Source organism: Butyrivibrio sp. MC2021 (assembly GCF_000621605.1).
Taxonomy (GTDB): Bacteria; Bacillota; Clostridia; order Lachnospirales; family Lachnospiraceae; genus Butyrivibrio.
Window position 1 is genome coordinate 26,558 of sequence record NZ_JHXX01000017.1, and the last position, 13,976, is coordinate 40,533.

General features: G+C 45.1%; 9 protein-coding genes. 7 read left to right on the forward strand and 2 right to left on the reverse strand.

Annotated features, from left to right (window positions below; all coding sequences use genetic code 11):
• The first annotated feature begins 143 nt into the window (after nucleotides 1-143).
• From T359_RS0115745 to T359_RS0115760, 4 genes are all read left to right on the forward strand, one after another.
• The gene (locus T359_RS0115745; protein ID WP_026518299.1) at nucleotides 144-566 is read left to right on the forward strand and encodes a hypothetical protein; all 423 of its coding nucleotides are present in this window, start codon (nucleotides 144-146) and stop codon (nucleotides 564-566) included.
• A gap of 2 nt (nucleotides 567-568) precedes the next feature.
• A complete protein-coding gene (locus T359_RS0115750; protein WP_026518300.1) occupies nucleotides 569-5,650 on the forward strand; it encodes a DUF4132 domain-containing protein in 5,082 nt (1,693 codons plus the stop codon).
• Nucleotides 5,651-5,727: 77 nt separating this feature from the next.
• Nucleotides 5,728-5,952 carry a hypothetical protein gene (locus tag T359_RS20740; RefSeq protein WP_035784729.1) on the forward strand — a complete coding sequence of 75 codons (225 nt, stop codon included), beginning with the start codon at nucleotides 5,728-5,730 and terminating at the stop codon, nucleotides 5,950-5,952.
• Nucleotides 5,953-6,054: 102 nt separating this feature from the next.
• The gene (locus T359_RS0115760) at nucleotides 6,055-9,351 is read left to right on the forward strand and encodes a glycoside hydrolase family 2 TIM barrel-domain containing protein (protein ID WP_035784731.1); all 3,297 of its coding nucleotides are present in this window, start codon (nucleotides 6,055-6,057) and stop codon (nucleotides 9,349-9,351) included.
• A 66-nt stretch (nucleotides 9,352-9,417) separates the two neighbouring features.
• Here T359_RS0115760 and T359_RS0115765 read toward each other — a convergent pair whose 3' ends face one another.
• Both T359_RS0115765 and T359_RS0115770 read right to left on the reverse strand, forming a co-directional pair.
• Nucleotides 9,418-9,939 (reverse strand): cysteine hydrolase family protein, encoded by a 522-nt coding sequence (locus T359_RS0115765; protein ID WP_026518302.1) that lies wholly within the window; start codon nucleotides 9,937-9,939, stop codon nucleotides 9,418-9,420.
• A gap of 32 nt (nucleotides 9,940-9,971) precedes the next feature.
• Nucleotides 9,972-10,628: a hypothetical protein gene (locus tag T359_RS0115770; RefSeq protein WP_026518303.1), complete on the reverse strand. Its 657-nt coding sequence runs from the start codon at nucleotides 10,626-10,628 to the stop codon at nucleotides 9,972-9,974.
• A gap of 140 nt (nucleotides 10,629-10,768) precedes the next feature.
• On the opposite strand from T359_RS0115770, the gene T359_RS0115775 reads away from it, so the two are divergent.
• The 3 genes from T359_RS0115775 to T359_RS0115785 all read left to right on the forward strand — a co-directional run bounded on the left by T359_RS0115775 (nucleotide 10,769) and on the right by T359_RS0115785 (nucleotide 13,970).
• A complete protein-coding gene (locus tag T359_RS0115775) occupies nucleotides 10,769-12,367 on the forward strand; it encodes an alpha-L-arabinofuranosidase C-terminal domain-containing protein (protein WP_026518304.1) in 1,599 nt (532 codons plus the stop codon).
• Between the two features lie 136 nt (nucleotides 12,368-12,503).
• On the forward strand, nucleotides 12,504-12,824 hold the full coding sequence (locus T359_RS0115780) for a hypothetical protein (RefSeq protein ID WP_026518305.1): 321 nt from the start codon (nucleotides 12,504-12,506) through the stop codon (nucleotides 12,822-12,824).
• Between the two features lie 123 nt (nucleotides 12,825-12,947).
• Entirely contained in the window at nucleotides 12,948-13,970 is a 1,023-nt protein-coding gene (locus T359_RS0115785) for a metal ABC transporter substrate-binding protein (RefSeq protein WP_026518306.1), read from the forward strand.
• Nucleotides 13,971-13,976 lie beyond the last annotated feature (6 nt).

Below are 13,976 nucleotides of genomic sequence, written 5' to 3' on the forward strand. Positions count from 1 at the left end.
CCTCCCGAACAATACTTCTATAGGAAAGTATAGCATTATTTGTCGTATCCTTCAAAATAAAGTGGCTAAAAACGCCATGTATACTGTATACTTGAGTCCGGGAAAAAAGTAAAATCAGGCTATATCATGCCAAGGGGGCTATTATGCGAATATATGTAAACGTCAAACAACTATCCAAGAGTGGAAGGCGAATCAAACCGGTACCATTCGATTACACCGAGAGCTTTTCCACCGTCGAAGAATTTCTCACGGCAACAGTTAACATCATGTACGATTCTTTTATGAAGAAACCCACTGAGGAAGAGAACTTTGGGAAGGTCCTTTCAGAGGAAGAGATCAGCAATATGGCTGAAATGGGGAAAGTGGCCTTCGGAATTGTGTACGGGGAAAAAGAAATAACCCGGGAAAAGGCCGTTGATACGGCGCTGCAGGCCTACAAGGACGGCCTAGTGAAACTTTTTATAGGAAGTGAAGATGCCGGTGAACCGGAGAGCAGGATAAACCTCAAAGAAAATGATGAGGTAACATTTATAAGGCTGGCGATGCTGGCAGGGAGGATGTGGTAAATATGGGTTACGATGAGATAAAAGCGGCTTTCGAGAAGCGGGAGCAGGAGCTTCTTGAGACATATTCCAAGGATGTGAAGAAGTTCCTGAAAGAAACCAACAGTTTTTATCAGATAGATATGCATTTAACAGCGGTAGGAAAGAAGATTTCCGCTTTTCTTAAGAATACTGACAATAAGCCAAGTCAGTTTTTCAGAGAACATAAAGATGATTTCAAGGGCTGGATAAAAGAGGACCTTCTGGAGGATTTTTACACCAGTATTGACGATTCCATCTATTTCCAGAATATACAGGGGTATTATCGCAGATGCCTTCGTAATAAGAAATATGTCGATAATATTGATCTAATATCCCATATCCTCAAATGTTATCATTTGGATTCTGTAATAGATAAAGATATTCATAGCATCATCACAGGCAATTTATCAGCGGATGAAAAGGACTATCTCGAGCACAGGAACTGTTTATTACATTCTTTTCTGATCGCTGCGGAGCTTGACAGAGGAAATAAGGAGCTTCACGATTTCCTGGAAAGACAGATCTTCGAAGATAACAGCAATATTGAGTGGGACATGATCACCGGAATTATGCGCAGTAAGGACACCGGGCTTTATGAGGCTCTTGGTAAGCTCCTTCTTGCGGCGCAGCTTCAGGAGGGCATCAGGCAGTCGATCTGTGAGAGCATGGACTGCGGAAGAGAGGAAGCTTTTAACTATCTTTTGAAGGTGGTTCTGGACAACAATCTGATGCGTTTTTCCTCTGTGGTAAGGGCAGCGGCTACATGGATTGGTCTTGGAGCGGGATATTCTGAAATTCAGCGGATCAATAATAAGCAGCTGGCGCTTTTACACCTCTATATGAATAATGAGGATGAGAGGAAAAAGGCTCTTTCAACCAGCGAAGATTCCATGGAGATCTACATGGCTCTGTGGGTTAAGGGAGCCCATGATGCCAACGACAGCTTCGCAGAGGCAAAAGAGATTCTTAAAAGCGGAACAGCCCATCAGATGCTGGTGGCAATGTTCTATCTTAAAGCCATGAAAGTAGCTAATGATATTCTGGCTGAGGCCGTTAAACTTCACAACGACAATATGCAGCTTATGGCAATGGTCTTACCGCAGCTCAGGGATATCGCATGGGAAAGAATCAAAGATGCATATCCCAAATTGTATGATTATATTTCCAAGACCAAGATTCAGGAGCCAATTCCTCGTATTATTCCTGAATTTGAGGAAAGACTTGGTGATAAAGCAGGATATGAAGAGCTTTTCGACAGTCTGAAGGAACTTTTGCAAAATATACCCAAAAAGGAGCTTGTTTTTGACCCCTGTGTATTTCCCTGGCATTCAGAAAAGCTTTCTGCCAATGATGTGATGACTACCATGGCTTATATTTCAAGTGCCATTGAGGATGAGAAGCGAATGGATGACACACTGAGATGCCTTGATAAGGCTGAACAGCGATATCACCTGCTGGTGCTTCTTGCTTCTGAGCCGGATCGCCCTGTTCAGCAGGAAACCATAAGAGCCATGACTACCAATTCCGATTCCTGGGCTCGGTCAGCTGCTTTTAACCTGCTTAAATTTATGGATCTTGAAAAAGAGGACTACGACAAGTTTGAGGATTCTCTCAGGCTTAAAAGGGCCGATATAAGGACCGGAGCAATTGAGAATCTGTGCAGACTAAAAGGCGCTGAGCTTGAGGAGCGTTTGCAGAGACTTTTGACCGCTTCATCCCTGGAAAAAAGGCTTGGAGCCCTGGAAATCATTTCTCTTATTAAAAAGGATGAGAACAGGCAGGAGGAGTCCGGCAGGCTTGTTTCTCTGACTGAGCTTATTGCGGATCCCACCGATCAGGAAAAGGTTCTCATAGGTGAAATCAACGGAGGAAGCGTTACCACTGAAAAGAAAGAAGAAGGCAGCCTTATCCCCAATCCCGAGGCTGATTACGAGCCTGTGATCGATATGGATTGGATAGAGAGCTGCAAGGCAGAATTTGCCAGAGTATTCCCTGCTTCAACCTTTGTAAAAAAGGCTGACAGAAAGAATGAATATGAAAAATATATTGGAATCCTCCATGATCTTGATGCTGTAGCAGAAGAAAATAAGGACAAGGAATTCAAGAACTATAACGATGATGAAGTTCTGCTAGACGACCTGGTATCCATCACCTATTGGGAGGATAACAAACGTCATGCCCATCTTGAGGAAGTCTGGGATGATTTTTATGAAAAGAAGATCGGAAGCTATGAGGATGCTTTAAAGCTCTCATTGTTTATGGTATTCCCTGACGATCCGGAAGTTGATGCTCTTTTTAACCCTACTTTGGAGGAGCTGCTTGGAAATGACTATATTCAGTGCTTTTCTCTGGAACACTCCGAAGTGGTCAGAAAGGTTATAAGTTTCCTGGAGGAAAAGTACAGAGATGATGAGCTCCTGAGGAAACTGGCAGCCGCCGCAGTTTATTATCTTCTTTATGAGAATAAGAATCCTATAATATACAGATATACCGAAAAAAATAAATACACCGGTGTTGTGACCAATCATCACAGAAGCATTTTTGATCATTTTACCCTTAGAAATATCATGGAGGGCTTTTACTACAATGAGCATAGATTTTCTCTGACACCGGAGGAGTTTATAAGGGTATTCCCCCTTAAGTATGCTGCAAACATCAAGGCAGAACTTGACTCCGAGGCCAATCAGTCCTTCAGATATACAGGCTATCGCAGTAACCACTATTTCTTGAAGGCACCGGGAATTCAGGATTATATCAGAGCTTATGAGGCAGGCCTTATTTCTGAGGACTTCTTTAAAAAGATGCTGTGGGATGAGCGCTGGATGAAGGATTCCGTGGAGATTCTTTCGGATTATGTTAAGTGCATCAGGGATAAAGGCAGATCCGTGGCAAACAGAACCCGCAGCTATACATCCAACAGGCCTGATGATCAGCTTTTTTACAATGATGATGAAAAGAGAAATGAGAGACTTACTGAGATCATAAACAAGGTCTATGACGATATAGCCTCAAGGATCGTGGAGGCTGAGCTTGTCAGAGGCGAGATGGTATCACCCTATTCGAAATACGTATCTCACCTTAACAGAATTTACGGCACAGATTATTTTGTAAGATTGATGGTAGCTCTGGGTAATACCAAATTTGACAGGTCCATGTACGGTCACTACGGAGATAATCCGGATAGAGCGGAGGCTCTGAGCATGCTTCTTTCCGTATGTATTCCCAGGGAGGGAGAGAATGCTAAGACCCTTAAGAAGCTTCTCAAGGGTACAAGGATCTCGGAAAAGAAGCTCCTTGAAACCGCCCTGTATGCTCCAGAATGGATTGAAGTTGTGGGAGATTATCTTGGCTGGAACGGATTTTTATCAGGAAGCTATTATTTCATGGCTCATATGAATGAGTATTTTGATGAAAAGAGAGCGGCCATGATAGCCAAGTTTACACCTCTTTCTCCCAGTGCTCTTCACAACGGAGCCTTTGACAGTAACTGGTTCAAGGATGCCTATGAGGGCCTTGGAGAAGAGCACTTCAAGCTTTTATATGATGCCTGCAAGTACATTACCAGCGGCTCAAAGCACACCAGAGCCAGAAAATACGCTGATGCGGCTCTGGGAAGAATGGATATAGAAGAGACAAAGAAGGAGATTGAAGCTAAGAGAAATAAGGATTATCTCATGGCTCTTGGCGTAATTCCTTCCAAAAAAGAGGAGGATTTAAGAGACCGCTACGTCTTTATCCAGAAGTTTGAAAAAGAGAGCAGAAAGTTCGGCCAGATGAGAAGAGCCAGTGAGAAACTGGCTTCCGAGATCGCCATTGATAATATGGCCATTTCCAACGGCTACCAGGACAGCATGAGATTCATATTAAGGATGGAGAGCAAAGTGGCGGAAGGACTTCTTAGCTACTTTAACCCCGCTGCTGTCGAGGATTATATGGTTTACCTCGAGGCCTCCGACGCAGGAAAAGTAGTTCTTGTCTGCGAAAAGGACGGAAAGAAATTAAAGAGCGTTCCTGCAAAACTTAAGAAAAATGATTACATCCTGGAACTCACAGAGGCCAAAAAGGCCCTGTCTATGCAGTTCTCACGAGGAAAAGAGATGTTTGAAAACGCCATGGAGGAGGAGACAGCCTTTACCCTGGGGGAGATCAGAGCACTGTTCGGAAGCCCTGTAATAAAGCCTATGGTAGGTAAGCTTATATTCAAGCTTGGTGATGCATTCGGCCTTCTCTCTGATTTTGAGGACAGAAAAGATGAGGATGAGGTTCTGGTTGCTCACCCTTATCACATGTATAAGGCCGGTGTATGGCACGATCTTCAGAAGAGGATCTTCAATGAGCAGATCATACAGCCCTTCAAGCAGGTCTTCAGAGAGCTGTATGTTAAGACCGAGGAAGAAAAGGATAAGCATAGGTCCATGAGATTTGCAGGCAATCAGGTTCAGCCAAGACGTACAGTGGCCCTTTTTAAGACAAGACGCTGGATCGCGGACATTGAGGACGGACTTCAGAAGGTGTACTACAAGAAGAATATCATTGCTTCAATTTACGCACTGGCAGACTGGTTCTCACCCTCTGATATAGAAGCGCCCACATTGGAATATGTTGTTTTCTATGACAGAAAGACCTTTGAGCAGCTTAAGATAGAGAATGTGCCTGATATTCTTTTCTCAGAAGTTATGAGAGATGTGGATCTGGCTGTAAGCGTGGCTCATGCAGGAGAAGTTGATCCTGAGTTCACACATTCCACAGTGGAGATGAGAAAGGCCATTGCAGAGTTTACACTGCCTCTGTTCAAACTGGACAACGTTACCTTTACAGATCGCCTTGCCAAGATCAAGGGCACAAGAGGAGAGTACACTGTTCACCTTGGAAGCGGCGTGATCCATTTGGCGGGAGGCCCTATGTTAAACGTTCTTCCGGTACATTCACAGCACAGAGGAAAGTTGTTCCTTCCTTTTGTGGATGATGATCCAAAGACCGCAGAAGTTATTTCCAAGATCCTGCTTTTTGCCCAGGATCAGAAGATTAAGGATCCCTTTATTCTTGAACAGATTTCAAGCAAATAATGTGTTGTATCTTACGGATATTGTGAGTATCATATAGTTTAAATATATACTAATCATATCAATCGGAGATTACGCCTATGTGCACATTTTGTGAGAAAAGGGAACCCGGAGATTCCTTCGGCGAAGAGGTCATATTCTTTGAGAAGATACTGCGGGACAATTGCGAAGAAGTGATTACTTCACTTCAGATCGATCCTGACAGAAAGGAATTGGTGCTGAACCTTAGCACCGCTGACGGGAAGCTGGACAAGGAATTTGATAAATACATCAATTATTGTCCGTTATGTGGTAAAGAGCTTTGAATAGGATAAAAAAGTGAAACTGTAACTTAACTGTTATAGTTTCACTTTTTCTTTTAATAATCCTGTATAATTATAGAAAAGCGTTTAAATAAAGGGGGAAGTATGAAAAAACTGTTTAATGACGGATGGAAGTTTCGCAAATTCGAATACGGAACGGAATATGAGACTGCATTGGCAGCGGCCGGCAGTTTCGCAGAGGTTTCCGTTCCTCATGATTGGATGATAGAAGATTCCAATAATCTCTATAAGGACAACACCGGCTGGTACTGCAACAGCTTTGAGGTGGCTGATCCTTCCAAAAAGATTTTCCTTATTTTCGATGGAACCTACATGGACAGCGTTGTCTATATCAATGATGCTCCTGCGGGAGAGTGGAAAAACGGCTACTCCCAGTTTGTTCTTGATGTGTCAGGTCTGGTCAGAGCCGGGGAAAACAGCATATTTGTAGGAGTAAGAAGCAGATATCCCAGCGCCAGATGGTATACCGGCGCCGGAATATACAGAAATGTCTGGATAAAAGAGTTGGAGGAGACCTATATTCCCGAGAACGGCGTCTATGTCCACTCCGAGAAGGAGGGAAGCGGCTTCATAGTTAAGGTCCGCACCGAGGTACTGGGAGAAGCGGCAGAATCTGCTACGGTTTCCTGCGCTCTATTTGACCTTGAAGGAAATGAAGTTCAGCTCTCAAAGCAGTTTGGAGATGATAAGGGTAGAGAGATCAGTTTTTTTGTAGCTGAGCCAAAGCTCTGGTGCCCCGACAGCCCCAGCCTTTATGAGCTGAGAGTAGCCCTTTCCTCAGAAGGCGTGGTTCTCCAGGAGGAGCGCATACAAACCGGATTTAAGGATCTTAGATTTGATCCCGCAGAGGGATTTTTTGTAAACGGAAAGAGCACCAAGATTCAGGGAGTGTGCATCCATCACGATCTTGGGGCACTGGGCGTTGCCTTTAACAAAAATGCCATGAGAAGGCGTATGTGCCAGTTCAAGGATCTGGGCGTCAACGCCATAAGACTTTCCCATAACGTCTATGCTCCGGAGGTACTGGAGCTGGCGGATGAAATGGGCTTTTTCATCGACTCCGAGGCCTTTGACATGTGGGAGAGAGCCAAGACAGACTATGACTACGCTCAGTTCTGGGAGCAGTGGCACGAAAAGGATGTGGCCAGCTGGGTTCGTCGGGACAGAAACCATGTCAGTGTCTTTATGTGGAGTATCGGAAATGAGATCTATGACACTCACGCAGATGACAGAGGAAGGGAGATCACAAAGGAACTTAGAAGGCTTGTTGAAGTCCATGATCCTCTGAAGAACGCCCTTGTAACCTCTGCTTCCAACTATATGCCCTGGGAAAATGCCCAGAAATGCGCCGAGGAGCTGGAGGTTGTGGGCTATAACTACGCTGAGAATTTCTATGAGAAGCACCACGAAGAGCATCCTGACTGGATAATCTATGGAAGTGAGACCTACTCCATCGTTCAGAGCAGGAACATTTATCATTTTCCTCTCAGGGAAAAGATTTTGTCAGATACAGACCTTCAGTGCTCATCACTGGAAAACAGCACCACCAGCTGGGGAGCGGAGAGCATAGAAAACTGCATCTGCTATGACAGAGATCTTAAGTTTTCCCTGGGACAGTTTATCTGGACCGGTTATGACTATATCGGGGAGCCAACTCCTTACCATACCAAGAATTCCTATTTCGGACTTATCGACACCGCTGGTTTTCCCAAGGATGCCTATTATGTGTGGAAATCTGCCTGGGTAAGCAGGGAAAAGGATCCCTTCGTTCATATTTTCCCGTACTGGGACTTCAATGAAGGCCAGGAGATAGATGTAAGAGTGGCTAGTAACGGCTATGAGGTTGAGCTTTTCTTAAACGGAAAGAGCCTCGGAAGGCAGTGCCTTACCCATGAGCCGGGAAGCGGAAACCACATCATCGCGGATTACAGCCTCATCTATGAAAAGGGAAGCCTGGAGGCCGTGGTCTATGATGAAAAGGGAAATGAGATAGCAAGGGATGTGAGAAAATCCTTTGGAGATACTGTGAAACTGGATATCAAGGCCGGCAAGGGAAATACCTTCGGAGATATCATTTTTGCAGAGATAAGTGCCCTTGATGTTGAGGGTAATCCTGTGGAAAATGCCAATGACTATGTGCACGTATCAGTAAAGGGCGGCAGGCTCTTAGGACTTGATAACGGCGACAGCACAGATTATGACAGCTACAAGGCCGATACAAGAAGGCTATTTGGAGGCAAACTCCTGGCTATTGTTCAGAGTGACTCTGAAGGCGCTGAGGTTGAAATAGTAGCGGAGCTTCAGAAACCTACAGCTGTAAGAGCAATCAGACTCTCATCGGACAAAGGACAAAAGATTGGCCCGGATTCTAAGACAATCGTTGTGACCGCCGACATTTTCCCTGCAAGTGCCGTAGGGCAGGAGCTTACTTTCAGAGCTCTAAACAGCAAGGGAACGGAGTCCAATCTTGCAAAGATAGAAACAGAGGGCAATAAAGCCGTTATCACAGCCCTTGGAGACGGCCAGTTCAGATTGAGGTGCGAAGCCACTAATGGCGCGGACTGCGTCAAGGTCATCTCAGAGCTTGAATTTGAGGTTGCAGGAATAGGTACAGCCTACCTTGATCCCTACGGCTATATCTACGGAAGCTCCTATACTTCATCCATTGGCAAAACCGGAGCGGGAAATGAGCAGGGGGTAGCCAGCTACAGAGATGAGGAGACGGTTATTTCCTTTGAGGGTGTTGATTTTGGAAGAGACGGTTCCAATGAAATAACAGTTGATATCTTTGGGCTGTCGGATGATCCCTACGATTTCGAGATCTGGAAGGGAATTCCCGGAAGCGAAGGAGCTGTTCTTATCGGCAAAGTTGTCTACCACAAGAAGTCCATCTGGAACGTATATCAGCCGGATACCTGGACTCTGGATGAGAGGCTTACAGGAATTCAGACCGTCAGCTTCAAGGTATTCGATAAGGTTCATATCAAGGGCTTCTCTTTTGCAAGACAGCTTAGAGCTTATACAGGAATACCTGCTATTGAAGCGGATTCCGTATATGGAGACACCTACACCATGGCCTCTGATGCTATTGAAGCCATTGGAAACAATGTCACAGTGAGCTTTGGAGTTCTGGATTTCGGAGAAAAGGGCGCCACCAGTGTTACTCTTGAGGGAAGAGCACCTAGGAATGCTAATACCATCCATCTCAGGTTCTATGATGAGGAGACCGGAACAGAAGAGAGGGAGATACTGGAATTTACTCAGTGTGATGACTATACCAATCAGAGCTTTAAGATAAAGGAGAGATGTGGAAAGTGGGAAGCATCCTTCGTTTTCCTGCCGGGATGCTACTTTGATTTTAAAACAGTTATCTTTAAATGATATTTTAGAGTATAAAAAAGCTGCCAGAGCTGATAATAAAAGGCTCTGACAGCTTTTTGAAATTACTTATTTTACTATAATCTGGCAGGATCTCATGGTCTCGAGAGCTGCTTCGTGCTTCTCGGGGGTGACTCCTGCGCAGCAGGAAGAATCAACGCTTATCTTAACTTCAGGCATAAAGGCCTTGAGCATAAGGGCGTTTGAAACTACGCAGATATCGGTGCAAAGACCGTTAAGTTCCAGTTCGATTTCTTCCTTTTCAGAGATTTTTTTGATCGTATCTACAAGAGCTGTTGAGCCAAAGGTTGGCTTATCTACCAGGGTTGCACCTTTTAATACTTCTGCGACCCTGGAATCCAGCTCCCATCCGGGAGTGCCTTCAACACAGTGTTCAACAGGAAGAAATGCGCCTTCCTGAGTAGTCATATAATCGGGCTGATGAGTGTCTCTTGTGGCGAATACATCAGCTATGTCATAGCTTTTGATCTTATCCACAACGGCCGGAACGATGGCTACAGCCTCTTTGGTTCCCAGGGCTCCGTCTACGAAGTCCTTCTGCATATCAATAACAATAAGTATTTTTCTCATAGTTCCTCCAACAAATAAAATCTTTCCCACCATTATACAGTCGGATTATTCCTTAAGAAAAGCACTTTCTTGAACAATGCTGTAGTTTTTTCCTTGCCGAATTTCTGAACGAATACGTCGGTGGCAGGACCGCCGTTATTAAGAAGTCCGTCTACATAGTAGTCGATCTTTCTTGCCTTGGCCTCAGGGTCAGTTACCTTGGGTGCCTCGATCTCAAAAAAAGTCCTGTAATATTCAAGGCATATAGCATCAATGGCCGGGGTGTCTGCCTTTTTTCCCTGATAGCTTACAGTCTCGGGAAGGCGCACATCGTCGTACCAGGCAGGTTTAGCCTCCTCAGTGAATACGTAGTTCATATTTTTTTCTTTGATAGGGTGAAGCTTTTCAAGAGAAGTTTTCTCAACCATGGTATCGTAGAATTCGATCATGGCCTTGTCTTTGCCGAAGGCGTGGATCCTGTCATAGGAAAAAAGCGGAAGATCAAGAACCGTAGGATTGATGATAAGAGTATCCATTTGAAGAAGTCCGAAAAATCCCTTGGCAACCATGGTTGAAACGTAGCCAAGGCCCTCTGCTTCGTAGGAATTCATGGTGAAGGTCATCCCCTTGACCTTGAGACCGGAGAATCCCTGGGATCCCAGTTCTTTTAGCTTGTGTTTGCCGTCGATAATCTTGAGTATTCTGTCCATTTTGTCCTCCCCAACTGATATTAAGTCAACGAAATCATTATAATACAGCAAATGGGGGAAAGTCATTTTATATTTGCGCCATTTTACGCCAATTTGAGGTAATATATATCTTGACTATAAAAATTGGGAGAGTATGGCAAATGGCACAAAATGCAAAAATCACGGTGCACCCGGCCTATAAAGTGGGTGAAATATCGGACAAGCTCTTTTCGGCTTTCCTTGAACCGATCGGAACAATGGTCAACGGAACCATGTTCAATCCCAAGCATCCCACAGCGGACGAGCAGGGATTCAGAAGAGATTTTATCGATGCTCTGAAAAAGACAGGACTTCCGGCAGTGAGAATGCCAGGAGGCAACTTCGTTTCAGCATGGCAGTGGAAGGACTCCATCGGTCCCATGGACCAGAGGAAGGTTCACCTGGATCCCGCCTGGCATCAGTACATTTTGAATGATGTGGGACATGACGAATATCTTCAGTGGGCTCAAAAGGTGGGGACAGAGCCTCTTTATACCGTAAATATGGGAACAGGCACGATTCAGGATGCCATGGACCTGGTGGAATATACCAATCATGAGGGCGGATCCTACTGGTCAGACCTTCGTAAGAAGAACGGTCACGAGGATCCCTATAATGTAAAGATGTGGTATCTGGGCAATGAGATGGACGGCCCCTGGCAGCTGGGGGCCTGGGATAAGAATCCTGAGGGCTACGGCTGCAAGGTCCTTGAGACTTCCAAGGCCATCAAGTGGATAGATGAGTCCATTAAGACCGCTGTATGCGGCTCCTCAGCACCTTTTATGGAGGGCTTCCCTTCCTGGGATGAGGCGGTACTTAACAAGTGCTATGACGTAGTTGATTATGTTTCCGTTCATCACTATCACAGCGCACCTCCCGGAGATATCAGGTCTCTTTTGGGCGGATCACTGTACTACGAGGACTTCATCAATACTGAGATCGCCATGATCGATTACGTGGCTTCCAAGCACAGATCACCTAAGCAGGTGATGCTTTCCTTTGATGAATACGGAGCAATGGTAATGCCCAACCAGCCTCTTCATCCGGGTTATGGAAGATACAACATGGCAAGAAATCATTATCGCTTTGATCCCGAGAGAAGATATATTCTCCACGATCCGGACAACATGCCTGACCGCCAGTTCCCCGGCGGAGATATGCTCCACGCCCTTTCCATGGCTTCAATTCAGCTGGCACTTCTTCGTCACGCTGACAGAGTTAAGATCGGCTGTATGACAGGAGGCCTGGGAGCACTGGCTTCTTCAAACCATGACCACGTATGGAGATCTGCTTCCCACTACGTATACATGCAGCTTCTTCAGTATGCCAAGGGAACATCCCTGGACACCAAGGTGGAGAGCGAGACCTACGATATGCCCGGCTATGCCATCGAAGATACCTCACAGTACACAGGAAAAGAGGGCGTCAACTTCATCGATGCTGCTTCCGCCTGGGATGAGGAAAACGGCCGCCTTACTGTATTTGCCATCAACAGAAACGAGGACGCCGAGTATCCTCTTACCATTGACCTTAAGGGCTTTGAAGGCTACAGACCTGCCGCAGCCTACAGACTTTTCACAGAGGATATGGATCTTAAGAACAGCTTTGAAAATGACGAGCTCCTTATGCCGGAAAAAGAGGAGAATTATACCTTCGAGAACGGAGAACTCAAGGTTCACGTTAAGCCTCTTTCCTGGAATGTATATGTTTTTGAAAAGTAAAAAATAAATAATTGATCGCTGAAGGCTCGCATCACGCTGTGGCGCGGGCCTTTTTCCTATATTTGTGTTAGCTTGACACAACAACAAACACTATACTAGAATGAAGTTGACTAAACGAGGCAAAGGAGAAAAAGATATGAGCGTTAGCAAAGCTACCGGAACTCATATAGTAAAGAAGCTGTCGGCTGCATTTATCTGCATCTGGCTTCTTCTTGGTGTGACTTTCTCTGCCTTCTTTTTAGCTAAGGAGTATGACCATCACTGCCACATGGATGACTGTCCCATATGTCAGACCATGGCAGTTTGTGAGAGCTTTGTAAATGAGCTGGGCAGTGTTATTCTTACTGCAGCTGTGGCATTCGCTTGCCTGGTTCTTACTATTCTTTTGATCAAGCAGAGCTTTGAAATACTTTGCGCACCTACTCCTGTCAGCTGTAAGGTCAGACTAAATAATTAAGTATCTTAAAGGGCAGATTCTGCCTTTTTTTCCTGAATAAACAGTAACTGACAATTAAATAATTACGTAAAACTTCTGTCTTGAAATGACAGAGGTATTTTTCGTGCACCATAGGAGGAAATTATGAAGAGAATTCTTTCTGTATTTTTTGCTGCAACCATGCTGATCTTGTGCCTGTCCGGCTGTGGGAGCAAGGCTCCTTCCCCGGCGATTATTGATGATGTTCAGACTGCAAAGGCGGCTGCGCCTTCAGACATCAGCATTGTCACAACTATTTTTCCCGAATACGACTGGGTAAAAAACATTCTGGGAGACAATCCCGCCGGGGCACAGACAACAATGCTTCTTGATAACGGCGTGGACCTTCACAGCTATCAGCCCTCTGCAGAGGACATTTTGAAGATATCCACCTGCAATCTTTTTATCTATGTGGGCGGCGAGTCTGACGAGTGGGTGGAGGATGCCCTTAAGGAAGCAGTCAACGGCAATATGAAGGTTATTAACCTGATGGAGCTCCTGGCGGATGAGATTAAAGAGGAAGAGATAGTAGAGGGCATGGAGGCCGAGGAAGAAGAGGAAGAGGGCGAAGAAAGAGAAGAGGAGGAAGTTGAATATGACGAGCATGTGTGGCTTTCTCTGAAAAATACTAAAAAGCTCTGCGGAGCCATAGAAAAGGCTCTTGAGGAGATAAATCCTGTCAATGCCGAGATCTACAGGGCAAACGCAGATGCCTATGTATCAGGCCTGGATAGTCTTGATAAGGAATATGAAGCTGCTGTTGCCGGGGCTTCTTTAGACACTGTTTTATTCGGAGACAGATTCCCCTTCAGATACCTGGTGGATGATTATGGCCTTAAATACTACGCAGCCTTTGTGGGATGTTCCGCTGAGACCGAAGCCAGTTTTGAAACCATCATTTTTCTTGCGGGAAAAGTGGATGAACTGGGACTTCCCGCAATTCTTACCATAGAAAGCAGCGACGGAAAGATAGCTGAAACCGTAAAAAATAATACCGGGGCTAAGGATCAGGAGATTTTTTCCATGAACTCCATGCAGTCCACCACCGGTGCTGATGTGGAAGCGGGAGCATCTTACCTGGGAATAATGGAAGAGAATCTTGAAGTATTAAAGAAAGCACTTAACTGATTCAGG

Excerpts from the sequence above, each read along its gene's own strand:
- T359_RS0115745 (WP_026518299.1), top strand. The coding sequence starts at position 144 with ATGCGAATATATGTAAACGTCAAACAACTATCCAAGAGTGGAAGGCGA.
- T359_RS0115750 (WP_026518300.1), top strand. The coding sequence starts at position 569 with ATGGGTTACGATGAGATAAAAGCGGCTTTCGAGAAGCGGGAGCAGGAG.
- T359_RS0115770 (WP_026518303.1), bottom strand. The coding sequence starts at position 10,628 with ATGGACAGAATACTCAAGATTATCGACGGCAAACACAAGCTAAAAGAA.
- T359_RS0115765 (WP_026518302.1), bottom strand. The coding sequence starts at position 9,939 with ATGAGAAAAATACTTATTGTTATTGATATGCAGAAGGACTTCGTAGAC.
- T359_RS0115760 (WP_035784731.1), top strand. The coding sequence starts at position 6,055 with ATGAAAAAACTGTTTAATGACGGATGGAAGTTTCGCAAATTCGAATAC.
- T359_RS0115785 (WP_026518306.1), top strand. The coding sequence starts at position 12,948 with ATGAAGAGAATTCTTTCTGTATTTTTTGCTGCAACCATGCTGATCTTG.
- T359_RS0115780 (WP_026518305.1), top strand. The coding sequence starts at position 12,504 with ATGAGCGTTAGCAAAGCTACCGGAACTCATATAGTAAAGAAGCTGTCG.
- T359_RS20740 (WP_035784729.1), top strand. The coding sequence starts at position 5,728 with ATGTGCACATTTTGTGAGAAAAGGGAACCCGGAGATTCCTTCGGCGAA.
- T359_RS0115775 (WP_026518304.1), top strand. The coding sequence starts at position 10,769 with ATGGCACAAAATGCAAAAATCACGGTGCACCCGGCCTATAAAGTGGGT.